This window comes from Streptomyces sp. NPDC048644 (assembly GCF_043199105.1).
In the GTDB taxonomy this organism is placed as follows: domain Bacteria; phylum Actinomycetota; class Actinomycetes; order Streptomycetales; family Streptomycetaceae; genus Streptomyces.
In genome coordinates this window covers 423332-446714 of sequence record NZ_JBICVO010000008.1, presented here as the reverse complement: position 1 = coordinate 446714, position 23383 = coordinate 423332, and the positions used below count along the sequence as shown (strand labels likewise).

At 71.6% G+C, this 23383-nt stretch carries 18 protein-coding genes; 10 read left to right on the top strand and 8 right to left on the bottom strand.

What is annotated here, in order from left to right:
* Positions 1 to 311 precede the first annotated feature (311 nt).
* Genes ACGFNI_RS21235 through ACGFNI_RS21215 form a run of 5 tightly spaced genes read right to left on the bottom strand, consistent with a single transcriptional unit; the run spans position 312 to position 6081 of the window.
* On the bottom strand, positions 312 to 1622 hold the full coding sequence (locus ACGFNI_RS21235) for a DUF58 domain-containing protein (protein ID WP_393685882.1): 1311 nt from the start codon (positions 1620 to 1622) through the stop codon (positions 312 to 314).
* A 9-nt stretch (positions 1623 to 1631) separates the two neighbouring features.
* Positions 1632 to 2597: an AAA family ATPase gene (locus ACGFNI_RS21230; protein WP_393685880.1), complete on the bottom strand. Its 966-nt coding sequence runs from the start codon at positions 2595 to 2597 to the stop codon at positions 1632 to 1634.
* Complete coding sequence (locus tag ACGFNI_RS21225; RefSeq protein WP_393685878.1) at positions 2578 to 3810, bottom strand: DUF4350 domain-containing protein; 1233 nt, start codon at positions 3808 to 3810, stop codon at positions 2578 to 2580. Before ACGFNI_RS21225 ends, ACGFNI_RS21230 begins: the two co-directional genes overlap by 20 nt.
* Positions 3807 to 4499 carry a DUF4129 domain-containing protein gene (locus ACGFNI_RS21220; protein ID WP_393685876.1) on the bottom strand — a complete coding sequence of 231 codons (693 nt, stop codon included), beginning with the start codon at positions 4497 to 4499 and terminating at the stop codon, positions 3807 to 3809. Before ACGFNI_RS21220 ends, ACGFNI_RS21225 begins: the two co-directional genes overlap by 4 nt.
* 4 nt (positions 4500 to 4503) lie before the next feature.
* On the bottom strand, positions 4504 to 6081 hold the full coding sequence (locus tag ACGFNI_RS21215; RefSeq protein WP_393685874.1) for a hypothetical protein: 1578 nt from the start codon (positions 6079 to 6081) through the stop codon (positions 4504 to 4506).
* Between the two features lie 191 nt (positions 6082 to 6272).
* Here ACGFNI_RS21215 and mtnA point away from each other — a divergent pair, with 191 nt between their 5' ends.
* From mtnA to ACGFNI_RS21180, 7 genes are all read left to right on the top strand, one after another.
* On the top strand, positions 6273 to 7394 hold the full coding sequence (mtnA, locus tag ACGFNI_RS21210) for an S-methyl-5-thioribose-1-phosphate isomerase (RefSeq protein WP_393685872.1): 1122 nt from the start codon (positions 6273 to 6275) through the stop codon (positions 7392 to 7394).
* Positions 7391 to 8068 carry a two-component system response regulator MtrA gene (gene mtrA, locus ACGFNI_RS21205; RefSeq protein WP_227050578.1) on the top strand — a complete coding sequence of 226 codons (678 nt, stop codon included), beginning with the start codon at positions 7391 to 7393 and terminating at the stop codon, positions 8066 to 8068. Before mtnA ends, mtrA begins: the two co-directional genes overlap by 4 nt.
* Position 8069: 1 nt before the next feature.
* A complete protein-coding gene (gene mtrB, locus ACGFNI_RS21200) occupies positions 8070 to 10190 on the top strand; it encodes an MtrAB system histidine kinase MtrB (RefSeq protein WP_393685870.1) in 2121 nt (706 codons plus the stop codon).
* Between the two features lie 148 nt (positions 10191 to 10338).
* Entirely contained in the window at positions 10339 to 12144 is a 1806-nt protein-coding gene (locus ACGFNI_RS21195) for an LpqB family beta-propeller domain-containing protein (protein WP_393685921.1), read from the top strand.
* A 136-nt stretch (positions 12145 to 12280) separates the two neighbouring features.
* Entirely contained in the window at positions 12281 to 12997 is a 717-nt protein-coding gene (locus tag ACGFNI_RS21190) for a ComF family protein (protein ID WP_393685868.1), read from the top strand.
* A gap of 312 nt (positions 12998 to 13309) precedes the next feature.
* Positions 13310 to 14002, top strand: coding sequence for a ribosome hibernation-promoting factor, HPF/YfiA family (hpf, locus tag ACGFNI_RS21185; RefSeq protein ID WP_393685866.1), 693 nt, complete (start codon positions 13310 to 13312; stop codon positions 14000 to 14002).
* A gap of 232 nt (positions 14003 to 14234) precedes the next feature.
* Positions 14235 to 14990 carry a response regulator gene (locus tag ACGFNI_RS21180; RefSeq protein WP_393685864.1) on the top strand — a complete coding sequence of 252 codons (756 nt, stop codon included), beginning with the start codon at positions 14235 to 14237 and terminating at the stop codon, positions 14988 to 14990.
* 71 nt (positions 14991 to 15061) lie between these two features.
* Here ACGFNI_RS21180 and ACGFNI_RS21175 read toward each other — a convergent pair whose 3' ends face one another.
* Positions 15062 to 16249, bottom strand: coding sequence for a winged helix-turn-helix domain-containing protein (locus ACGFNI_RS21175; RefSeq protein ID WP_393685862.1), 1188 nt, complete (start codon positions 16247 to 16249; stop codon positions 15062 to 15064).
* A 115-nt stretch (positions 16250 to 16364) separates the two neighbouring features.
* Positions 16365 to 17015 (bottom strand): GNAT family N-acetyltransferase, encoded by a 651-nt coding sequence (locus tag ACGFNI_RS21170; RefSeq protein WP_393685861.1) that lies wholly within the window; start codon positions 17013 to 17015, stop codon positions 16365 to 16367.
* A 239-nt stretch (positions 17016 to 17254) separates the two neighbouring features.
* Here ACGFNI_RS21170 and secA point away from each other — a divergent pair, with 239 nt between their 5' ends.
* Positions 17255 to 20086 carry a preprotein translocase subunit SecA gene (secA, locus tag ACGFNI_RS21165; protein WP_393685859.1) on the top strand — a complete coding sequence of 944 codons (2832 nt, stop codon included), beginning with the start codon at positions 17255 to 17257 and terminating at the stop codon, positions 20084 to 20086.
* A 108-nt stretch (positions 20087 to 20194) separates the two neighbouring features.
* On the opposite strand, the gene ACGFNI_RS21160 is transcribed toward secA, so the two are convergent.
* Positions 20195 to 21394 carry an Rv3235 family protein gene (locus tag ACGFNI_RS21160; RefSeq protein WP_393685857.1) on the bottom strand — a complete coding sequence of 400 codons (1200 nt, stop codon included), beginning with the start codon at positions 21392 to 21394 and terminating at the stop codon, positions 20195 to 20197.
* Between the two features lie 305 nt (positions 21395 to 21699).
* On the opposite strand from ACGFNI_RS21160, the gene ACGFNI_RS21155 reads away from it, so the two are divergent.
* Both ACGFNI_RS21155 and ACGFNI_RS21150 read left to right on the top strand, forming a co-directional pair.
* Positions 21700 to 22206, top strand: a complete 507-nt coding sequence (locus ACGFNI_RS21155; RefSeq protein WP_393685855.1) for a DUF6912 family protein — start codon at positions 21700 to 21702, stop codon at positions 22204 to 22206.
* A 191-nt stretch (positions 22207 to 22397) separates the two neighbouring features.
* Positions 22398 to 23066, top strand: coding sequence for an HAD family hydrolase (locus ACGFNI_RS21150; RefSeq protein WP_393685853.1), 669 nt, complete (start codon positions 22398 to 22400; stop codon positions 23064 to 23066).
* Positions 23067 to 23383: the final 317 nt, after the last annotated feature.

The following is a 23383-nucleotide window of genomic DNA, read 5'->3' as shown; positions in this document are numbered from 1 at the left end:
CTCTGTGGGAGAGTAGGACGCCGCCGAACAATTTTTCAGCTCCGGTTCCTGGACCTTTTGGTTCAGGGGCCGGAGCTTTTTTGCGTTCCCGGGACCGAACTCTGTACAGCCAGGGACGCACGGTTATGGCTATGTTGTTTCTCCGGGATATCTGTATGGGGGTGTGGCGACATAGTAGTGCCGTGTGGAAGTGCGAGTGCACTCGTGTCCGAGAACCTGTCCCGTAGCCCCGTAGCCCCGTAGCCCCGTAGCCCCGTAGCCCCGTAGCCCCGTGTTGTGCTGGGCGTAGAGCTGGTGGGTGGAGAGGTTTGTTAGAGGCGGCCGGTGGACTTGAGGGTGAGGTAGGCGTCGGCGAGGTCGGGGGCGAGGTGGTCCGGGGTGGAATCGATGACGGTGATGCCCTGGTGGCGCAGACGGTCGGCGGTGCGGCGGCGGGCGGTGCGGGTCTGTTCCGCGGCTGCTGCTCCGTAGACGGCCTCCGGGGTGTGGCGTCCGGCGGCCATCTCTTCGATGCGGGGGTCGGCCACGGCGGCGACGATGAGTTCGTGCCGCTGGGTGAGCCCGGGGAGGACCGGGAGCAGCGCTTCTTCCACGGGCGCGGTGTCGAGGCCGGTGAAAAGGATGATGAGGGAGCGGCGTGGTGCGCTGCGGTGAATGGTCGCGGCCAGGCCGCGGGCGTCCGCCTCGATGAGTTCTGATTCGAGGGGGGCCAAGGCGTTGGTGAGGGCCGGGAGGAGATCGCGTGCCGTGCGGCCCTGTACGGAGGCGCGTACGCGGCGGTCGTAGGCGAGGAGATCCACCCTGTCGCCGGCTCGTGCGGCGAGTGCTGCGAGCAGGAGTGCGGCGTCCATGGAGGCGTCGAGGCGAGGGAAGTCGCCGACGCGTCCGGCCGACGTGCGACCGGTCTCCAGGACGAGCAGGATGCGGCGGTCGCGCTCGGGGCGCCAGGTGCGGACCGCGACGGCCTGCCGGCGGGCGGTGGCGCGCCAGTCGATGGAGCGGGTGTCGTCGCCCGGGGTGTAGTCGCGGAGGCTGTCGAATTCGGTGCCTTCGCCGCGGGTCAGGATGCTGGTGCGGCCGTCGAGTTCGCGGAGCCGGGCCAGCTTGGCCGGGAGGTGTTTGCGGCTGGTGAAGGGCGGGAGTACGCGCACGGTGCCCGGTACGTAGTGGCTTCCCTGCCTGGCAGCGAGGCCGAGCGGCCCGTGGGAGCGGACGGTGACGCGGACGGCGTGGTGGTCGCCTCGGCGGGTGGGGCGGAGCACGGTGGTGAGGCGGCGGCGTTCCGCGCCGGGTATGCGGACCGTGTGGTGGGAAGTGGGAGCGTCGGTGCCGGCAGCGAGGCTGCTCGGGGGCCAGGCATCTCGGATGGTGGCGCGCAGCGTGCGTCGGTCCGGGTTGGTGACGGTGAGGTGCGTTTCTGCCTCTCCCGTTAGTCGAACGGATGTGTCACCGGTACGGGTGAAATGGAGCTTTCGCACTGGCGCGGCGAGGGCTAGATCGCACAGGATTGCTATCAGCAAGGCGAGTTGGACGGTGAGGATGCCGAGCCAACTGGGGAGTGCGAAGCCGACGAAGAGGGCTCCGAGTGCGGCGATGAGGGCGGTGCGTCCGGTGAGGGCCACGGTGTCGTCTCAGCGGGGGACGGGGAGGTGAGCGAGTACGGCGTTGATGACGGAGTCTGCGGTGACTCCCTCCATCTCGGCTTCCGGGCGAAGCTGGACGCGGTGGCGGAGTGTGGGGAGAGCGAGGGCTTTGACGTCGTCGGGGGTGACGTAGTCACGACCGGTGAGCCAGGCCCAGGCGCGGGAAGTGGAGAGCAACGCGGTGGCGCCTCGTGGGGAGACGCCGAGGGAGAGTGAGGGGGATTCGCGGGTGGCACGGCATATATCGACGATGTAGCCGGCGACGTCGGGGGAGACAGCGGTCTTGTCGACCGCGGTCCGGGCGGCTTCGAGGTCGGCGGCGGAGGCTGCGGGGCGAAGGCCCGCCGCGGTCAGGTCGCGTGGGCTGAAGCCGTCGGCATGGCGGGTCAGGATGTCGATCTCGTCCTGGCGGGCCGGAAGCGGGACCGTGAGCTTCAGCAGGAAGCGGTCCAGTTGGGCCTCGGGGAGCGGATAGGTGCCCTCGTACTCCACCGGGTTCTGCGTGGCGGCGACGAGGAACGGCTCGGGGAGGGGACGAGGTGTTCCGTCGACGGTGACTTGGCGTTCTTCCATCGCTTCGAGCAGGGACGCCTGGGTCTTGGGAGGGGTGCGGTTGATTTCGTCGGCGAGAAGGAGGTTGGTGAAGACGGGGCCCGGCTGGAAGGAGAACTCGGAGCTGCGCGTGTCGTAGACGAGGGATCCCGTGACGTCGCTGGGCATCAGGTCCGGGGTGAACTGGACACGCTTGGTGTCGAGTTCGAGTGCGGCGGAGAGTGCGCGGATGAGCAGGGTCTTGGCGACGCCGGGGACGCCTTCGAGCAGCACATGTCCGCGGCAGAGCAGGGCCACGACCAGGCCGGTGACTGCGGGGTCCTGGCCGACGACGGCCTTGGCGATCTCGGTACGCAGGGCCTCGAGTGAGGCTCGGGCGCTGTCAGCGGTCGGGGTGCTCACGGGGGGCGTGCCTCTCTTGGTAAACGATCGAGGTGGTGAGGTCGTCGAGGTGATCGGCCAGGTGCACGAGGGCCTTGTCGTCGGCCGGGGCAGGGCCGAAGAGGAGCGCGGGCAGGTCGGCCGGGGCCTCGGTGGCCTCGGGGAGATGGGCGCGGACGGCCGGGAGAAGGATGTCGGGGGTGTGGGCGTGCGCGGGAGGCACGCCGATGAGGGGGGCGAGCCGGGTGCGGGCCGCTGAGCGCAGGACCGCTGAGGCCCGGTCACGGGCGTTGACCTGCTGGTAGAGGCGGGCATGTCCCTCCGTGGTCTCGGCGGCAGGGACGGTGGCCGGGAGCCGCTCGGGGACGAGAGGGCCGAGTCTGCGGGCACGCCAGAGGGCGGCGAAGCCCGCGGCGCAGGCGAGTTGGAGCAGCCCCCAGCTCCAGCCGGAGGGGATGAGGTCGAGGAATCCGCGTTGATCGTTCTGTGCGGATGCCGGGTCGCTGAGGGAGGGGAGGTACCAGACCAGATGGTGGTGCGCGCCGAGAAGTTGAAGGGCGAGCGAGGCGTTGCCGCGCTCGGCGAGACGGTGGTTGTAGAGGAAGTCGGGGGAGCCGAGGAGCAGGACGTCCCGGCCCGCGTCGGGGGCCGGCAGGCGCAGGAGAGTGGGGAGGCCGTTGGCGGAGTAGCAGCTGTCCGTAGCCGTGCCGGACGGCGCCGCGTAGCGCACGCCTCCCAGGAGGGCATCTCCGGCTCGTCGCGCGTCGGGCAGGGCGCAGCCGGGTGTCCGCGGCGCGACGCTGGCCGGGGGCTCCGCCTTCACCTGCGGGGCGAAGGGCTTGAGCGCGGTGGCACCCGGGGCGAGGAGGACGGTGCGGCCGGTGGTGTGCGCGGTCGCGGTGCGCAGCCCCGTCAGTTGCCGTCGGGTGAGGACGTCCGGATCGCTGACGAGGAGCGTGGTGCCGGGGCCGGCAGCGGCGGCGGCTTCTTCGGCCGTGGTGACGACCTTGGTGGTGACGCCATGATCCGCCAGCAGCACGGCGAGGGCCCGGCTTCCGAGGCGGTCGGCCGAGCGGGGGTCGAGCCGGCCGTGCTGCCGGCCGGACTGGAGAGCGGCGAGAACCACGCCGCAGACGACGAGGAGCAGCAGCGCGTACAGGAGTCCGCGGGACCGTATCCATATGCGGCGGCCGGTAGGCGTGAGGGAGGACGCACTCGCGGTGGTGGCGCTCATCGCCGGCTCCCGGTCGTGAGGGCCGGCAGGTGGGGCTTGGCCTGCTGTAGGTCCGTGTCGAGGGCGCTCATCAGGGCGTATGCGTCGGCGGTACCGGGGTGGCCGCCGTACGTGATGTCGTCGAAGGCGCGGGCCGCCGCGCGCAGCCGCTCGGCGTACGAGGGGAGTGCGCGGCCGGCCTCGGTTGCCGCCTCGTCGGCGGTGCGCCCCGGCCCCGGAGTGAGCAGCACTCGCTCTTCGAGGGAGAGCACGATCGCTCGTAGGCGTTCTTGGACCGCGTGGCTCCAGTGGCCCTGGATGGCGTACCGGTCGGCGGCGGCGCGGTGTTCGGCCGCGGTGCGGGGCGCGTCGGCGAAGAGGGCGCGGCTGGTGACCGGTGTGCGGCGGATCGCGCCGAGCCGCAGTCGCAGTGCCACGAGGAGCAGGACGACGACGGCGATGATGACGAGCAGGCCCGTCCAGCCGCCCGGTGTGACGCCGGCTGCCGCTTGGAAAAGCGCGTCGACGTGGTTCCAGAACCAATTGAGGGCGCGCTGGACGGGGTTGGGGTCGTGCTGGTGGTACCGCGGGTCGGACAGCTCGCGCTCCGCCGCTTCGCGGGCAGGAACGCGAGGTATTCGCACCGGCCCGTCGTCGTCGGACCGCGCCATGAGCCGGCCCAGCGCGACCGTGATCCCCCCTGTGGTCACCGCATCAGCTTCCCGGAGCGGGGTCGGTGGGCTGTGGTCCGGAGTCGTCCGCGGAGGCGTCGGAATCGGTGGTGGGGGAGCTGCCGGGCTCGGTCTTGGTGAGGTCGGCGGCGCCTGTGGGTCTGGGCTCGGGGACGGTGGCGTCCGGTCCGGTGGCCGGCGGGGCCGTGGGGGTGGCCGTTGCGGTACCGGCGGTTCCGGTGGGCCCCGTGGTGCCGTCCGGGTGCGTGGCGGGGCTGCCCGAGGGGGCTGCCGGGGAGCCTGTGGTGGGGTGGCCGCCGGTGCGCGGCCCTGGGGCGGTGGCCTGGGTGCCGTAGTCGGGGAGGCCGGCGGCGCGGGCGAGTTCGAGGTCGAGGGCCTCGCGGCGGATCCGCTGGTCCATGTAGAGGAGTGCGGTGACGCCGGCGCTGATCGGGAAGGTGACGGCGGAGCTGATGACGGCGCCGATTCCCAGGACGGTCAGGAACGTCCAGCCGGTCGAGTCGCCGGTGCCGTTGGCCCAGTCCATGAGGGTGTCGCCGTCGATGAGGAAGGCGATCAGGGTGGCGGGGATCTGGACGATGAACTCGATGATGCCGATCAGCACGTACGTCAGCAGTTGGATGCCCAGGACGCGCCACCAGGAGCCGCGGACGAGCTTGGCGGAGCGCCGCAGCGATGCGACGACTCCCTGCTTCTCCAGCATCAGGGCCGGCGAGGCGAGGCTGTAGCGGACCCACAGCCAGATGGCCGTCATGGTGCCGGCCAGGCCGCCGAGCAGGCCGAGCGCCAGGCCGGCGGGGGCGGAGCCCAGCCCAACGAGGAAGCCGGGGACGGTTCCCGCCACGATGACGGCGGTGAGGAGCAGCGGCAGCAGGATCAGCAGGCCGAAGAGCCGCGGCAGTTGGGGCCGTGCCTCCCGCCAGGCTTCCCCGGTGGTGACCGAGCGGCCGAGGACGGCCCGGCTCACGACGATGGTGAGCAGGCCGGTGGCGATGATCGTGGCGAGCAGTCCGACCACCGAGGTGAGGGCGCTGCCGGCGAGCGCGTTGGCGGCCTCGCGGAGTGCCTCGCCGAACGGGGCGTCCGGGGAGATCTCCAGGGTCGTCGTTCTGCCGGAGTCCTGGAACCACACCCCGGTGATGAGGGTGATGGCGGTCTGCGCGATGACCGCGATGACCAGCGAGACACCGAGAACGGTGCGCCAGTGGGCGCGCATGGTCGCCACCGCGCCGTCGAGGATCTCGCCGACGCCGAGCGGGCGCAGCGGGATGACACCGGGCTTGGCGGCTTGGGGGCCGGGGGCCCAGCCGCCGCCCCAGCCGGGGCCGCCGTTCGGGCCGGGCGGCCGGGTGCCGCCCCAGCCGGCGCCGGAGGCGGCGCGTCCGCGGGTGCCGGGGCCGCCCTGACCGGGGATGGTGCCGGGGGCGGACCACTGACCTGCGGGCGGCTGCTGCTTGGACCAGTTCGGCGGCGCGGGCTGCTCGTCGGTCCCGGGCCGGTCTTCCGGTGCGGGTGGTGGGGTGGGGTGCTCCTGGGCGCCGCGGTCCGGCTCGTCGGAGGGGGCGGATCCGGGCGAGGCCCAGCCCGGAGAGTTGTTCATCGTCGCTCCTTCATGCTGCCCGTCCGCCTGGGCGGGCGGGGACCGGCGTCCGCGGTGGCAGTCATCGTGTCATGGCGGGTGGCTTCGCGTACCCGGGGCCTGAGGGGTAAGGGACCTTCTGTTCGGACGGCGGTCACCGGCAGACTGAGCGGATGGTCGATCGGTGCGAGGAATCAGGAGCGGGCGTCGCGATGCCTGCTGTCCCGTCGTTGCGTTGGGCGGATCCGCCCGAAGGGCCGGTGGTGGTGCTGCTCGATCAGACCCGGCTGCCGGCGGAGGAGACCGAGTTGGTCTGTGCGGATGTGCCCGCGCTGGTGCAGGCGATCCGGACGCTGGCGGTCCGCGGTGCGCCGCTGCTGGGTATCGCGGGTGCTTACGGCGTCGCGCTGGCGGCGGCCCGTGGGGACGATGTGGAGGAGGCTGCCGAGGCGCTGGCGCATGCCCGGCCGACGGCGGTCAATCTCGGGTACGGCGTACGCCGTGCGGCTGCCGCGTATCGGGCGGCGACGGGCGGCGGCGCCGGTCAGGAGGCCGCCGCGGCGGTCGCGCTGGCGGAGGCACGTGCCGTGCACGCCGAGGACGCCGAGGCCAGCAAGCGGATGGCGGCGCACGGCCTGCGGCTTCTTGAGGAGCTGCTGCCGGCCGGCGGCCACCGGATTCTCACGCACTGCAACACGGGTGCTCTGGTGTCGGGCGGCGAGGGGACCGCCCTGGCGGTGGCGCTGGCGGCGCATCGCGGCGGTGAGCTGCGTCAGCTGTGGGTGGACGAGACACGGCCGCTGTTGCAGGGGGCGCGGCTGACCGCGTTCGAGGCGGCGCGGACGGGGATGCCGTACGCGGTGCTGGCGGATGGCGCGGCGGGTTCGTTGTTCGCCGCCGGAGAGGTCGACGCGGTGCTGATCGGCGCGGACCGGATCGCGGCGGACGGAGCGGTCGCCAACAAGGTGGGCAGCTATCCGCTGGCGGTGCTGGCCCGGTACCACCACGTGCCGTTCGTGGTGGTGGCGCCGATCAGCACGGTCGATCCGGGGACAGCGGAGGGCGCGGACATCGAGGTGGAGCAGCGCCCGGGGCGGGAGGTGACCGAGTTCGTGGTGCCGTCGGAGCGGGGTGCCGGTGCCGGGATTCCGGTCGCTCCGGCGGGGTCAGGGGCCTACAACCCGGCGTTCGACGTCACGCCTGCGGAGCTTGTGACGGCGATCGTGACGGAGGCCGGTGTGGTGTCTCCGGTGACCCGGGACGGGCTCGCGGAGCTGTGTTCCACGTCACGATGGAGTTCGTCACGATCAGGCAATGGGATGATGGCCGAATGAAGGGACGCGTCCTGGTCGTCGACGACGACACCGCACTGGCAGAGATGCTCGGCATCGTGCTGCGCGGCGAAGGCTTTGAACCGTCGTTCGTGTCGGACGGCGACAAGGCGCTCGCCGCCTTCCGCGAGACCAAGCCCGATCTTGTCCTGCTCGACCTGATGCTGCCCGGACGGGACGGCATCGAGGTGAGCCGGCTGATCCGGGCCGAGTCCGGGGTGCCGATCGTCATGCTGACCGCGAAGAGTGACACCGTGGATGTGGTGGTCGGGCTCGAATCGGGCGCGGACGACTACATCGTCAAGCCGTTCAAACCCAAGGAGCTGGTCGCGCGGATACGGGCCCGGCTGCGGCGTTCGGAGGAGCCGGCGCCCGAGCAGTTGGCCATCGGTGACCTGGTCATCGATGTGGCGGGGCACTCCGTGAAGCGGGACGGGCAGTCGATCGCGCTGACGCCGCTGGAGTTCGATCTGCTGGTGGCGCTGGCGCGGAAGCCGTGGCAGGTGTTCACGCGTGAGGTGCTGCTGGAGCAGGTGTGGGGGTACCGTCACGCGGCCGACACCCGGCTGGTCAATGTCCATGTGCAGCGGCTCCGTTCCAAGGTCGAGAAGGACCCGGAGCGGCCGGAGATCGTGGTGACCGTGCGCGGGGTCGGCTACAAGGCGGGGCCCAGCTGATATGAGCCGGGACGGTTCGGCCCCGGGGGGGAAACGGGGGCGCACCGCCGACCCGGCGGGTGATATGTCCTTTTCCGGGCGGCTGTCGGCGAAGCTCCTGCGGGGCGGCCAGCTGCTGCCCGACGGCGCGGTCAGCGGCCCCGTCCACCCGCTGTTGCGGCTGTTCAGCCGCTGGGTGCGGCGTCCGCTGTTGCCCGCGCTGCGGCTGTGGCGGCGGAACATCCAGCTCAGGGTGGTCGCGACCACCCTGCTGATGTCGCTCGCCGTGGTGCTGCTGCTCGGCGTCGTGGTCGTCGGGCAGGTCCGCAACGGACTGCTGACCGCCAAGGCACAGGCCGCGCAGAGTCAGGCGGTGGGCGGTTTCGGCGTGGCCCAGAAGCTGGCCGACGGCGCGGGGGCGGGGACCACGGACGCCGACGACGCCGCTCGAACCGGCAATCGTGGCACCCAGGACTCCGCGACCTGGCTGACCAGCCTGGTCGAGCAGTTGGCCAGTGGTGGCCAGGGCGTGTTCTCGGTGGTGGCGCTCAGTTCGGACACGGAGGAGCCGTTCGGCGACGCCAGCCGGGGCACGCGCGGCCCGCGTGCCTCCGGGGATGTCGATCCGGAACGCAGCGTGCCGCCCGAGCTGCGCCAGAAGATCGAGACGAACACCGGCACGTTCCGCGAGTACACACAGATCAAGCGCATCGGGTCCGACGACGGCGTGCCGGCCATCATCATCGGCAAGCGGCTGAATGACGCGAACAGCAACCAGTACCAGCTCTACTACCTCTTCCCGTTCACGCAGGAAGCGGAGTCACTGAAGCTGGTGACGGGCACTCTCGCGACGGCCGGTGTGTTCGTCGTGGCGCTGCTCGGGGCGATCGCCTGGCTCGTCGTGCGGCAGGTGGTCACGCCGGTGCGGATGGCGGCCGGCATCTCCGAGCGGCTGGCCGCCGGTCTCCTCCAGGAACGGATGAAGGTCACCGGCGAGGACGACATCGCGCGGCTCGGCGAGTCCTTCAACAAGATGGCGCAGAACCTCCAGGTCAAGATCCAGCAACTGGAGGAGCTGTCCCGGATGCAGCGCCGTTTCGTCTCCGACGTCTCGCACGAGCTGCGGACGCCGCTGACGACCGTCCGCATGGCGGCGGACATCATCCACGAGGCGCGGGAGGACTTCGATCCGGCCACGGCGCGCTCCGCCGAGTTGCTGCGCGGGCAGCTCGACCGGTTCGAGTCGCTGCTCGCGGAGCTGCTGGAGATCAGCAGGTTCGATGCGGGCGCCGCGGCGCTGGAGGCCGAGCCGGTCGATCTGCGCGATGTGGTGCACCGCGTCATCGAGGGCGCCGAACCGCTGGCCGAGCGGACCGGCACCCGCATCGTCGTGCGCGGCGCCGAACATCCGGTGATCGCGGAGGCCGACTCCCGGCGGGTGGAACGGGTGCTGCGCAATCTCGTCGTGAACGCCGTCGAGCACGGCGAGGGCCGCGATGTCGTGATCCGGCTGGCGTCGGGCGGCGGTCGCCGCGACGGCGCGGTCGCCGTCGCGGTGCGCGACTACGGTGTCGGGCTGAAGCCGGGCGAGGCGGCCCGCGTCTTCAACCGTTTCTGGCGGGCGGACCCGGCGCGGGCCCGTACGACGGGTGGTACGGGACTGGGGCTGTCCATCGCCGTGGAGGACGCCAGGCTGCACGGCGGCTGGTTGCAGGCGTGGGGCGAGCCGGGCGGCGGTTCACAGTTCCGGCTGACCCTGCCGCGTACGGCGGGTGAGGCGCTGCGCGGCTCCCCGATACCGCTGGAGCCGGAGGACTCGCGGCGCAACCGTGGAGCGGCAGGGGCGGGGCAGTCGCGGGCCGACGGCGCGCGCACGGCGTCCGCGACTCCCGCCCGGTCCCCGGTGTCGGACCCCCGGGCCGAGGACCCGTCGGCCGCCGGGAATCCGTCGGCGGCGGACCAGGTGGCGGCGCCCGGCAGCGGAGCCCGCACGCCGGAGCGGCCCGAGGGCGTACGGGGCGGGGAAGCGGCGCGCGGGCCGGGTGCGCGCCCCGCGGCGACCGAGGACGGCGCGTCCGACGGCGGGCCGGTGGACGACGAGGGACGGGGCGCGGATCGAGAGGGCGGGCTGCGTGGACGCTGAGCACGGACGGGATGTGGACGCGGAGCCGAGGGGCCGCAGCGGTGGGGCCGCAGGAGCGGCGCGGGCTGCACACAACCCCGCGGGAGCGGCGCGGGCTGCGCACAACCCCGCAGGTGAGCCTGCCCGCAGGCCCGTCGGCCGGCCCCGGGTGGCGCGGGCCACGGCCCTGCTGGGCGCTGCGGCGCTGCTGCTGGCCGGATGTGCCTCCATGCCGGACAGCGGGGAGGTCAAGTCCGTTGAGCAGTCCCCGCGTTCCGACGGGGACTCCCAGGTGCGGGTGTACGGCGTGCCGCCCCAGGACGGGGCGCAGCCGACGAATATCGTCCGCAGCTTCCTCGACGCGACGACCAGTGACGAGGCGGACTTCCGCACGGCCACCCAGTACCTGGCCAAATCCGCGCGGCAGACCTGGCGGCCGTTCCTGGTGACCAACGTCCTCCAGGAGCGCCCCAAGCCGGAGCCGAAGGTGCTGCCGCACGGCCAGGACCCCGACGGCTATACGGTCACGCTCTCCGGCAGCCAGGTGGCGACGGTGGACGACAACCACGCGTACACCCCCGAGGAGAAGCCGTACCGCCAGACGATCCACCTCATCAAGGAGGACGATCAGTGGCGGATCGACCGGCTGCCGAACGGCCTGGTACTGGGGCAGTCCGACTTCCAGCGCATCTACCAGTCCGTCAACAAGTACTACTTCGCCTCCTACAAGACGGAGTCGGAGGAGCCGAAGGCGCGCCGCAACGTCCTGGTCGCCGACCCGGTCTACCTGCGGCAGCGGATAGATCCGGTCACGGCCAGCGTGCAGGCGCTGCTGTCGGGCCCCAGCAACTGGCTTGACCAGGTGACTTCTTCGGCGTTCCCGCCCGGTACCCGACTGGCGAGCCGCAGCCTGGCGCTCGACGATTCCAACGCGTTGCAGGTGAAGCTCAGCAGGCAGGCGGTGAGCACCGACACCGACCAGTGCAAGCGGATGGCCGCTCAGCTCTTCTTCACCGTCCAGGACATGACCAGGGCGTCCAAGATCAGTGAGGTGGAGCTCCAGGACAACAACGGCAACTCCCTGTGCGTGTTGGGCCAAGAGCAGGCCGAACGCGATTTCGCGCCGCACCGGCGCGCCGGGCACACCGCCGATGAGTACTACCTGGACGCCGACCGCAAGCTGGTCGCCATGTCGGACACCGCCACGGAACCGACGCCGGTGCCCGGCCCGTTCGGCTCGGGGAAGTTCCCGCTGAGCTCGGTCGCCATCTCGCGCGACGAGGACACCGCGGCAGGCGTGTCGACCGACGGCAGGTCGCTGTACGTCGCCCCGATGGAGGACGGTGCCGGGCACGGCGGGCCGCTGCTGGCCAGCGCGGTCAAGAACGGCCTGACCGCGCCCAGTTGGGACGGTCTGGGGGATCTGTGGATCGCGGACCGCTCCGGGCGCTCCGGTGGCGGCTCGCGGCTGCTGCGGATGCGCGAGGGCAAGGGCGACCCCGAAGAGGTGGCGGTGCCCGGCCTGGGCAAGCGGCGGATCAAGGCGATCCGGGTCGCGGCGGACGGCATCCGGATCGCGATGCTGGTCGAGGACAAGGGGCGCACGACGCTTCAGCTCGGCCGGGTCGAGCGGGGCGGCTCGTCGGCGCACCCGGAGCTTTCGGTCGAGGAACTGCGGCCGATCGCGCCCCAGTTGGAGGATGTGGTCGCCGCGTCCTGGGCGGGCGGCAGCCGGCTGGTGGTCGTCGGGCGGGAGTCCGGTGGCGTGCAGCAGATGCAGTTCATGGAGACGGACGGTTCGGCGTCCAACGCGGAGACGCTGCCCGGCGTCAACGGCGTGAAGGCGGTGGCCGCGTCGGAGGACGAGACCAGGCCGCTGATCGCGGACGCCGATGACGGCATCGTGCGGCTGCCTCCGGACGCGAACTGGAAGACGGTGGCCAAGGACGGTTCGGTGCCGGTCTACCCGGGGTGACCCGGTGGGCCGGAGGCAGCGGCGGGGAGGGGCGGCCCTCCCCGCCGCTGCGTCGTTTCGCGGCCCGCCGGCCGGCCGTTCCGCGGAGTTATCCACAGGGGTGGCGTCGGCGTGCGGACGGCGGGACAGTGGAGTCATGCGGGGTGTGTGGCGGGAGCTGGCCGGTCTGGTGCTGCCGGTCGACTGTGCGGGGTGCGGTCGGCAGCGTACGGAGCTGTGCGCCGCGTGCCACCGGGCGCTGGCACGCGGCGGACGGGGTGCGGGACGGGTGCGGCTCGCGCCGCGGCCACGGGGGCTGCCCGAGGTGTGGGCCGGTGCGGTCTACGCCGACGAGGTGCGGGCCGTGCTGCTCGCCCACAAGGAGCGAGGCGCACTGCGGCTCGCCGAGCCCTTGGGCGCGGCGCTGGCGGGCGCGGTGCGGAGGCTGGGCGTGCGGCGGGCGGGCGCCGGGCCGCTGCTGCTCGTGCCGGTGCCGTCGGCCAGGAAGGCGGTGGCCGGGCGTGGGCATGACCCGGTGCGCAGGATCGCGCTGGCGGCGACCGCCGAGTTGCGGCGTACCGGAGTGGCCGCGTGGGTGTGCGCGGGGCTGCGGCAGCGCCGGGCGGTGGCCGATCAGGCGGGGCTGAGCGCCCGGCAGCGGTCGGCGAACGTCGCGGGTGCCATAGAGGTGCGGGGCGGGGTCCGCGGGCCGTCTGCGGCGGCGTCAGTGGTGCTGGTGGACGACCTGGTGACGACGGGGGCGACGCTCACGGAGGCGGCGCGTGCGGTCGCGGCGGCGGGCGGCGAGGCGGTCGGGGCGGCCGTGGTCGCGGCGCCGCGCGGCACCTTCGTCGCTGTTCGGAACGGAACGTGAAAGCTCAGCGTTCCAGGTAATGAGGAGGAAAAGTCACTCAAACGGAGCCGGAGGCGGTGAGGGGGTGCCGACACCCGTCCGGGCGAGCTATGTTCGGTTGTGAGGACTTGGCGGACGCTTTGCCTCGAATGTCGTGCTGAGTGCGTTCAGGGGTATTCGAGGCGACCCTGAAATGGGGGGAGTGGAGAGCTTGTCCTCGGGGGAGGAGGAGGTGAAAGTCGCCAAGTCCGAGGCTTCGGCACCCACCGGAGCCTGGTGCAAGAAGGAATTGCTCCGCCCGTAGTGCGGGGCGATCCGGGAACGGAGTTCTGCGTGGACATCGTCGTCAAGGGCCGCAAGACCGAGGTGCCCGAGCGGTTCCGCAAGCACGTGGCCGAGAAGCTGAAGCTGGACAAGGTCCAGAAGCTCGACGGCAAGGTGATCAGCCTGGACGTCGAAGTGTCCAAGGAGCCCAACCCCCGGCAGGCCGACCGTTCCGACCGAGTGGAGATCACCCTTCGCTCCCGTGGCCCGGTGGTCCGGGCCGAGGCGGCTGCCGGCGACCCGTACGCCGCGCTGGATCTGGCCACCGCCAAGTTGGAAGCGCGCCTGCGGAAGCAGCACGACAAGCGCAACTCGCGTCGCGGCAACGGCCGCATCCCGGCGAGCGACGTCGCCGTCAGCGTTCCCGATGCCGCGAGCCTGAACACCCATGGTGAACTCGCCGTGGACGCGGCGGTCGAGGAGAGGGTGCCGACCAAGAAGATGGGCTCGCTGGACGTGCAGGGTGAAGGCCCTCTGGTCGTCCGTGAGAAGACCCACTCCGCGGCACCCATGGCTCTCGATCAGGCGCTCTACGAGATGGAGTTGGTCGGTCACGACTTCTATCTCTTCGTCGACGCCGAGACCAAGCAGCCGAGCGTCGTCTACCGGCGGCACGGCTACGACTACGGCGTCATCCACCTGAACCCCGATTCGTTCGGGGAGGAAGGGCCCGGCGGCGCCGGCGGCGCCCTCGGCGGCTGACCTCATCCGTTCGGTGCCCCTGGCGTGTGCCGGGGGCACCATCGTGCCTGCGGAGGCCCGGAGTTGAGGCCGTATAGAGTTGGTGCCAGCCATGGAGTACGAGGGCACGTGACGGCGTTGTGCCGGGGAGACGGTGGTATGGCGTTGTTCGGGCTGGCCGCAGGGGGCTGTTGTCAACCAGCCTTATTTCCAAGCTCAGGCCGTACGGCCGAGTAGTTGACGGGGAGGGATGATGGGGGACAGCTTCGGGCCCGTGCGCGGCGACGCGGACGATGACGGAAGCGGTGCCGGGGGCGGTAACGGGATGCGGACAAGCATGCCGCGCAAGGAGCCGATCAGGGTCCTGGTGGTGGACGATCACGCGCTCTTCCGGCGTGGTCTGGAGATCGTTCTGGCCCAGGAGGAGGACATCCAGGTCATCGGCGAGGCCGGTGACGGCGCGGAGGCGGTCGACAAGGCCACGGATCTGCTGCCCGACATCGTGCTGATGGATGTCCGGATGCCCAAGCGCGGCGGTATCGAGGCGTGTACCTCCATCAAGGAGGTGGCCCCCAGCGCGAAGATCATCATGCTCACGATCAGCGACGAAGAGGCCGATCTCTACGATGCGATCAAGGCCGGGGCCACGGGTTATCTGCTCAAGGAGATCTCCACCGACGAGGTGGCGACCGCGATCCGGGCCGTCGCGGACGGACAGTCGCAGATCAGCCCGTCGATGGCCTCCAAGCTCCTGACGGAGTTCAAGTCGATGATCCAGCGCACGGACGAGCGGCGGCTGGTGCCCGCGCCCCGGCTCACCGACCGTGAGCTGGAGGTCCTCAAACTCGTCGCCACAGGCATGAACAACCGCGACATCGCCAAGGAACTCTTCATCTCCGAGAACACCGTGAAGAACCACGTCCGCAACATCCTGGAGAAGCTGCAACTGCACTCCAGGATGGAAGCGGTGGTGTACGCGATGCGGGAGAAGATCCTGGAGATCCGCTGACACGGGCGAAGCGGGCCGCGGGCCGGCAGCACCGTGGACGGCGCCGGCCCGTACGGCTCCTTCCCGGCAGGTCAGCCGCCGATGAGGGTCAGCTCGCGGCGCAGCGCGGCGGCGAGTGACGCGTCGTCGCAGCGTTCCACGCGGACCGTGTCACAGCCCACCCAGCCGGCCGCTTCGTAGAGCGCCTGGGCCATCGGGCGGACGGCTTTCGGGCCCTTCATCGAGACCTGGCGGGCGATGAGGGTGCTGCCCTCGCGCGCCGGATCCACCCGGCCCACCAGATGCCCGCCGGCCAGCAGGGGCATCACGAAATAGCCGTGTATCCGCTTCGGGCGGGGGACGTACGCCTCCAGGCGGTGGGTGAAGCCGAAGATGCGTTCCGTACGAGGGCGGTCCCAGATGAGGGAGTCGAACGGCGAGAGCAGTGTCGTGCGGTGCCGGCCGCGGGGCGGGGCGGCGAGGGCCGCGGGGTCGGCCCAGGCGGAATCGGTCCAGCCCTCGACCTCGACGGGCAGCAGGCCGGAGTCGGCGAGCACGGCGTCGACCTGGTTCTTCTTGAGGCGGTGGTAGTCCGCGAGGTCCGCACGGGTGGCCACGCCCATCGCGGCACCGGCCTGTGCGACCAGCCGCCGGATGCACGTGGCGTCGTCGAGGTCGTCCTTGTACAGCCGCTCGGGAACGGCGTGTTCGGCGAGGTCGTACACCCGCTTCCAGCCGCGGCGCCGGGAGCAGACCACCTCGCCGTACATGAGCGCGCGCTCCACGGCGACCTTCGAATCGCTCCAGTCCCACCACTCCCCGCCGTTCTTCTCCCCGCCCAACTGGGTGGCGGTCAGCGGGCCCTCGGCCGCGAGCTGGGAGATCACCGCGTCGTACGCGGACTGCCGCAGCTCGTGGTGCCACTGCGGGCGGGCTCGGTAGGCGCGGCGGCGGAAGGCGAAGTGCGGCCACTCCTCGATGGGGAGGATGCAGGCCGCGTGTGACCAGTACTCGAAGCTGTGGGTGTCGCTCCAGTAGGCGGCCTCGATCTTGGGGCGGCCGACCGCGCCGAGCCTGGCGTACGGAATCAGCTCGTGCGACCTGGCGAGCACGGAGATCGTGTCCAGCTGCACGGCGCCCAGATCACGCAGCACACCGCGCACCCCGGCGCCGCGGTCGGGCGCGCCCAGCAGGCCCTGCGCGCGCAGCGCTATCCGGCGCGCGTCATCACGCGACAGGGCGGTCACGGGCTGCGGTCCAGGCGGTGTCACTGCGGTCATGCCGAAAGAGTAGGGGCGGCCACTGACATCGCGCCGGGGCTGTGGACAACTGCCGGTTCCTGCGGCACCCGTCGGAGCCGCAGGAACCGGCCGCCACCGCGGCCCGTCCCTTCGCTCAGCCGGTGTACGGCAGATACGGGGTCGCCCCGGATCCCGTCCCGCCGGGGACACCGGGCGCACCGGTGGTGCCCGCGGTTCCGGACGGTCCGGTGGAGTCCGGCAGATCCGACGGGAGCAGGGAGCCGATCCACATGTCGCGGCGGGTACCGGTGCGCACCAGCTTGGCGCGGAGCGTGCCCTCCATGTGGAAGCCGACCTTGCGGGCGACCGCCCGGGAGCCTTCGTTTCCGGCCTCGGCGAGCCATTCCAGCCGTTCCACGCCCAGGTCGTGGAAGGCCCAGCGCGCCACCGTGCGGGCCGCCTCGGCGGTGTACCCCCGGCCGCGCCGTTCCTTGGCCGTCCAGTACCCCAGCTCGGCCTGGTGTCCCGGAGCGCGCAGCTGGGCGAGGCGCACCAGGCTCATCGCGCCGATCAGGGCTCCGTCCTGCCGGGAGCACACGGCGAAGGAGTATTCGGTGTCCTGCCGCCAGCTCTCCGGGCAGCGGGTGCCGACGAAGATTTCGGCGTCCTGGAAGGAGTACGGCGACGGCACGGGTGTCCAGCGCGGGATGTCCGGGTCCTGGCACGCCGCGTGCACCGCGGGGGCGTCGGACGGGGCGAAGGGGCGCAGGACGAGGCGCTCGGTGGTGAGAGTGACAGGCTCCATAGAGGGAGTGTGCGGGGCGGCGGCGGGCCGCGCGACGGGATTTCGTGGTGGCGCCCGGCACCTTCCCGTCGCCTCGCGCGTTCACGAGGGGAGGGGATACCGGGCTTCGCTGCGGCGGACCTCCCGGCCCGGCAGCGTCCTCCTTTACGATGGCCGTTGCGGCGGGGCCTGCCCCTTGGAAAAATGCCGCGCCCGCGCACTCGACCGTGCAGGCCCGACCGGCAAGGAGACCAGCCCAAGTGTCCGTCTTCAACAAGCTCATGCGTGCAGGCGAAGGAAAGATCCTGCGCAAACTGCACCGCATCGCGGGCCAGGTCAACTCCATCGAGGAGGACTTCGCGGCCCTCTCCGACGCCGAGCTGCGGGCGCTTACCGACGAGTACAAAGAGCGCTACGCGAACGGCGAGACCCTGGACGACCTGCTGCCCGAGGCGTTCGCCACCGTCCGTGAGGCCGCCAAGCGCGTGCTCGGCCAGCGTCACTACGACGTCCAGCTGATGGGCGGCGCGGCCCTTCACCTGGGATACGTCGCCGAGATGAAGACCGGTGAGGGCAAGACCCTCGTCGGTACCCTGCCGGCGTATCTCAACGCACTCTCCGGCGAGGGTGTCCACCTCATCACGGTCAACGACTATCTGGCCGAGCGTGACTCCGAGATGATGGGCCGGGTCCACAAGTTCCTGGGCCTGGAAGTCGGTTGCATCCTCGCCGACATGACGCCGGCGCAGCGCCGCGAGCAGTACGGCTGCGACATCACCTACGGCACGAACAACGAGTTCGGCTTCGACTACCTCCGCGACAACATGGCCTGGTCGCAGGACGAACTCGTCCAGCGGGGCCACAACTTCGCGATCGTCGACGAGGTCGACTCCATCCTCGTCGACGAGGCCCGTACGCCGCTGATCATCTCCGGCCCCGCCGACTCCGCCACCAAGTGGTACGGCGACTTCGCGAAGTTGGTGCGCCGCCTGAAGAAGGGCGAGGCCGCCAACCCGCAGCGCGGCGTCGAGGAGACCGGTGACTATGACATCGACGAGAAGAAGCGCACCGTCGGTATCCACGAGTCCGGTGTCAGCAAGGTCGAGGACTGGCTGGGCATCGACAACCTCTACGAGTCGGTGAACACCCCGCTCGTCGGTTACCTCAACAACGCGATCAAGGCCAAGGAGCTGTTCAAGAACGACAAGGACTACGTCGTCATCGACGGCGAAGTCATGATCGTCGACGAGCACACCGGCCGTATCCTCGCCGGCCGCCGCTACAACGAGGGCATGCACCAGGCCATCGAGGCGAAGGAAGGGGTGGAGATCAAGGACGAGAACCAGACGCTCGCCACGATCACCCTCCAGAACTTCTTCCGCCTCTACGGCAAGCTCTCCGGCATGACCGGTACGGCCATGACCGAGGCCGCCGAGTTCCACCAGATCTACAAGCTGGGCGTCGTCCCGATCCCGACGAACCGCCCGATGGTCCGCATGGACCAGGCCGACCTGATCTACCGCACCGAGCCCGCGAAGTTCGACGCGGTGGTCGACGACATCGTCGAGAAGCACGGGAAGGGCCAGCCGATCCTGGTCGGCACGACCTCGGTCGAGAAGTCCGAGTACCTCTCGCAGCAGCTCAACAAGCGCGGTGTCTCCCACGAGGTGCTCAACGCCAAGCAGCACGACCGGGAGGCGTCGATCGTCGCCCAGGCGGGCCGCAAGGGCGCTGTGACGGTCGCCACGAACATGGCGGGCCGCGGTACGGACATCAAGCTCGGCGGCAACCCCGACGACCTCGCCGAGTCGGAGCTGCGCGGGCGCGGCCTCGACCCGGTCGAGCACGTCGAGGAGTGGGCCGCCGCGCTGCCGGACGCGCTGGAGCGTGCCGAGGCGGCGGTCAAGGCGGAGTTCGAAGAGGTCAAGGAGCTGGGCGGGCTCTACGTCCTGGGCACCGAGCGGCACGAGTCGCGGCGGATCGACAACCAGCTGCGCGGCCGTTCCGGCCGTCAGGGCGACCCCGGTGAGTCCCGCTTCTACCTCTCGCTCGGTGACGACCTGATGCGGCTGTTCAAGGCGCAGATGGTCGAGCGGGTCATGGCGATGGCCAACGTCCCGGACGACGTCCCGATCGAGAACAAGATGGTGACCCGGGCGATCGCCTCCGCCCAGTCCCAGGTCGAGCAGCAGAACTTCGAGACCCGCAAGAACGTCCTCAAGTACGACGAGGTGCTCAACCGCCAGCGCGAGGTCATCTACGGCGAGCGCCGCCGCGTCCTGGAGGGCGAGGACCTGCAGGACCAGGTCAAGCACTTCATGGACGACACCATCGACGCCTACATCCAGGCGGAGACGGTCGAGGGCTTCGCCGAGGAGTGGGACCTGGACCGCCTGTGGGGCGCGTTCAAGCAGCTCTACCCGGTCAAGGTCACGGTCGAGGAGCTGGAGGACGAGGCCGGCGACCGCGCCGGGATCACCGCGGACTTCATCGCCGACGCCATCAAGGAGGACATCGCCCAGCAGTACGCCTCCCGTGAGGAGCAGCTGGGTTCGGACGTCATGCGTGAGCTGGAGCGCCGTGTGGTGCTGTCCGTCCTGGACCGCAAGTGGCGCGAGCACCTCTACGAGATGGACTACCTCCAGGAGGGCATCGGCCTGCGCGCGATGGCCCAGAAGGACCCGCTGGTCGAGTACCAGCGTGAGGGCTTCGACATGTTCACCGCGATGATGGAGGGCATCAAGGAGGAGTCCGTCGGCTACCTGTTCAACCTGGAGGTCCAGGTGGAGCAGCAGGTCGAGGAGGTCCCGGTGGAGGAAGCCGCCGCGCAGACGTCGCTGGACAAGGACGTGCAGGAAGCGGTGCCGGCCGGCGCGGGCCGTCCGGAGATCCACGCCAAGGGCCTGGAGGCGCCGCAGCGGCCGGACCGGCTGCACTTCTCGGCGCCCACGGTCGACGGTGAAGGGGGCGTCATCGAGGGCGACTTCACCAGCGACGAGGATGGCGAGGCACCGGCCCGCTCCGAGTCGGACGGCCTGACGCGCGCCGAGCGCCGCAAGGCCCAGAAGGGTGGCCGCCGCCGCAAGAAGTGAGCGGCAGCCGCTGCGGTCGATGAGGGCGGAGCCCCGGGTGATTCCCGGGGCTCCGCCCTCGTTCGGTGGGCGTGCGGGGGCGTGTGCCGTCGGGCCTCCCGGGGCGGGCTACGGGTTCCGCTGTTCCCGGTGGGGGTGTGGGTCGGCGCCGGGTTCTGTGAGGGTGTCCCGGACGGCGGGGGTCGGGCCGATGTCCAGGGCGGCGCAGCGCCAGCGGGCGTCCGCACCCAGTTCCAGGCGGAATGCGAGGGCGCGCAGCCGTTCGCCGGACGCGATGCGGGCGAACGCCTCGATGACACCCTTGCGCGGCCGGTACAGGCCGCAGTCGCGCACGGTCGGGATGGCGCGGGAAGGCCCACCGGGGCCCGGGGCGGGCCGCAGCGGCGCGAGCGGCGCCAGTTCCACCAGCCGGTCGTAGGCGGCGGGCAGCGCGTGACCCAGCAGCGCGTGAACCGGGCGCTCGCCGGTGAGGGTGAGCAGCAGTTGGTGCGCGAACCAGTGGTGCGGCCTGCGCTCGTGAGCGCGGCGCTGAGCGCCCGGCGTCGGCAGCGGGGCCGGGCGCTCCGCCCGTCGGCTCGCAGCCGCCGCAGTGGCCGCCGAGCGGCCGGGTGAGGGGAGGCCCGCGGCGGGGGCGGTCCCGGCGCGGCCGGTGGGCCCGGTGCCTGCCCGGCCGACGGGGCCGGTTGTGCCGCGTCCTCCCGGAGCGGCGCGGCGGGCCTGGGCGCGGCCGGAAGCGGGACGGCGCGGCGGCGGGGCGGCCCGGCCCCGGGTGTCACCGGGAGCGGTCTCTTCGGGGGCCGCTCCGGGGGCGGGCGCCCCGCCGGGATCCGTCGGGGCGGGGGAGGCGTCCGCGGATGCCTGTGGCCGTGCCTGTGTCTGTGGCTGTGGCTGATTCGGCTTGTGCTTGTGCTTGTGCGCCTGTGCCGGGACGCGGTCCTGTCCGGGACGGGCCGGTGTTCCGGCCGTTGATTCGCCGGTCCCGGTCCCGGTGGTGGCCGCGGGCGCTGCCGTTGCGTCCTTCCGGACGGTGGTGACGGACGGGGCCGACGCGTCCGTCCCGGTGGTCGTGACGGGTACCACCGGGCCCGGCTCCTCGCCGGTGGTCTCGGGAAGGGCCGTCCTGGTCACGGGCGGTGGGGTGGTGGCCGCCCGGAGGCGGGGTGCCGCCGTGTCGGCCGGGGCGCGGCGGGGGCGCGGGATGGTGGGAGTGTCCGGGCCGACGGGGACCGGGGGCGGTGGGACGGGCTCCGGGAGTGGTGTCTGCTGCGGTGCGGTGGTGGTGCGTGGTGTGGTCGTGGTGCCGGTCATGTGGTCGCCCCCGTTCTGCCGGGCCCGGTTGTTTACCGGGCAGTAGCTTCGGTGGGAGTTCTTCTATCGGCGCGGACGGGGCGGCGGCAACGTGCGACGGACGAAAGCCAGGGGAGCGCAAAATTCACCGTTGCGGGTGACAGGGGCCTGAACAAGCCTCGGAACGGGTGCGCGGGCGGCCCCGGGAGGGCGCGGGGCGGTCCGTACGGGCACCTCGATGGGGGACGTGCGCCCGTATGCTGGCTGGCGTCTTCCAAGGACGGGGCACTGCTCCGGGCTCGACGAATTGAGTGAAAGCGACGGTCATGCGCGTCTATGTTCCCCTGACCCTTCCCGGTCTCGCCGAGGCGCACGGGAACGGCGCCCTGGGCCCCGGCCCCCTGGACGCGTACGCCGTCACGCCGGCGCTGCGTGAGTGGTACGTCTCCGACGACATCGAGGAGCTGGAGTACGCGGCGCTGAACCGCGCGGCCCAGGCTTCGCTGCGGCAGCTGGCGGGGCACCCGGACGCGGCCAGGCGCCGGGTCGTGGTGGCCGTGGACGTGCCGGAGGGCACGGCGGTGGCCGATCCGGACCGCGGCCTGGACCGCGGGGCGCTGGGTGAGGTGCGGATCGCCGGGCCGGTGCCGATGACGAAGGCGGCGGCGGTGCACGTGGACTCCGCGGACGCGGAGGCGGACGTCGCGGCTGCCGCGGCGGCGCTCGGTGCGGCGGATCAGGGCGACGCCGATGCGCAGTTCACCGTCGACGGCGCGGAGGACCACGACCTGATGTGGTTCGGGGTGCAGGAGATTCCGCAGCTGGTCAGCTGAGGGCCGCGGCGGTCCGGCACGGCTTTCGCCGAGGTCGTTCCCGCTGCCGCTCTGCGCCCGGTGTGTGATCCGCCGCGCCCCGCGTGTGCCTCGGCGGCCACGGCACGGTGGCGCGCGGCCGGGGCGTTGTCAGTGGGCGCGGGTACCTTTTTCGGTGTGGGGAAAGCCGGTGACGGAGCAGGGGGCAGGACATGGAAAGGCACACGACGCATCTCGTCTGGGACTGGAACGGCACGCTCTTCCACGACATCGATGCCGTGCTGGGGGCGACGAACGCCGCGTTCGCCGTGATCGGTCTTGAGCCGATCACGCTGGAGCGCTACCGCGAGCTGTACTGCGTGCCCGTGCCGCTCTTCTACGAGCGGCGGATGGGGCGGATGCCGACGGACGCCGAGTGGCTGGTGATGGACGAGGCGTTCCACCGGCACTACAGCGAGTACCGGACGCGTTGTGCGCTCGCCGACGGTGTGGACGGGCTGCTGGCCGACTGGCTGGCGGGCGGCGGCAGCCAGTCGATCCTGAGCATGTTCGGCCATGACGAGCTGATACCGCTGGTGCGCGGCTTCGGCATCGAGTCGCACTTCCTGCGGGTCGACGGCCGGAAGGGGGCCTCGCGCGGAGGCAAGAGTGCCGACATGGTGCGGCACCTGGCGGCGCTGGAGAGCGTGGATCCGGGACGTACGGTCGTGATCGGGGACGCGGTGGACGACGCGGTGGCCGCACGGCACGCGGGGGCGCGGGCGGTGCTCTACACCGGTGGCTCGCACAGCCGCGGCAGCCTGGAGGCCGCGGGTGCCGGGGTGCCGATCGTCGACAGTCTCGCGGAGGCGGTCGAGGCAGCGGCGAGCCTGGCGGCGTAGCCGGATCGCAGGACCGGACCGCCGGTCCGGACCACGGGGCCGGACCGGGCCGGGCCGGGCCTCCGGGGCTGATCGCCGTTCTGTCGTCGGCTGTTGGGGCATCGCATATTCCGTCCGCCGCGCCGTTGTTCGGAACGGCCAAGTTCGGCGTGGGGTTTTGTACGCACAAGCCCCATGACGGCATCGGTGCGAAGAGCGATAGCCTTGCAGCGTGATCAGCGCGATAACCCGCGGGGGCGTCGAGGCCCCTGCTGTGCGCCCGGGACACCACCGTGACCGGGCGGTCGCTGGTCTTTGCGGCCAAGAGCGTATGTCGA

Coding starts and splice junctions, on each gene's coding strand:
- mtrA (WP_227050578.1), top strand. CDS start 7,391: ATGAAGGGACGCGTCCTGGTCGTCGACGACGACACCGCACTGGCAGAG.
- ACGFNI_RS21160 (WP_393685857.1), bottom strand. CDS start 21,394: ATGACCGGCACCACGACCACACCACGCACCACCACCGCACCGCAGCAG.
- ACGFNI_RS21155 (WP_393685855.1), top strand. CDS start 21,700: ATGCGCGTCTATGTTCCCCTGACCCTTCCCGGTCTCGCCGAGGCGCAC.
- mtnA (WP_393685872.1), top strand. CDS start 6,273: ATGCCTGCTGTCCCGTCGTTGCGTTGGGCGGATCCGCCCGAAGGGCCG.
- ACGFNI_RS21190 (WP_393685868.1), top strand. CDS start 12,281: ATGCGGGGTGTGTGGCGGGAGCTGGCCGGTCTGGTGCTGCCGGTCGAC.
- ACGFNI_RS21150 (WP_393685853.1), top strand. CDS start 22,398: ATGGAAAGGCACACGACGCATCTCGTCTGGGACTGGAACGGCACGCTC.
- ACGFNI_RS21180 (WP_393685864.1), top strand. CDS start 14,235: ATGGGGGACAGCTTCGGGCCCGTGCGCGGCGACGCGGACGATGACGGA.
- ACGFNI_RS21215 (WP_393685874.1), bottom strand. CDS start 6,081: ATGAACAACTCTCCGGGCTGGGCCTCGCCCGGATCCGCCCCCTCCGAC.
- mtrB (WP_393685870.1), top strand. CDS start 8,070: ATGAGCCGGGACGGTTCGGCCCCGGGGGGGAAACGGGGGCGCACCGCC.
- ACGFNI_RS21175 (WP_393685862.1), bottom strand. CDS start 16,249: ATGACCGCAGTGACACCGCCTGGACCGCAGCCCGTGACCGCCCTGTCG.
- ACGFNI_RS21225 (WP_393685878.1), bottom strand. CDS start 3,810: ATGAGCGCCACCACCGCGAGTGCGTCCTCCCTCACGCCTACCGGCCGC.
- ACGFNI_RS21170 (WP_393685861.1), bottom strand. CDS start 17,015: ATGGAGCCTGTCACTCTCACCACCGAGCGCCTCGTCCTGCGCCCCTTC.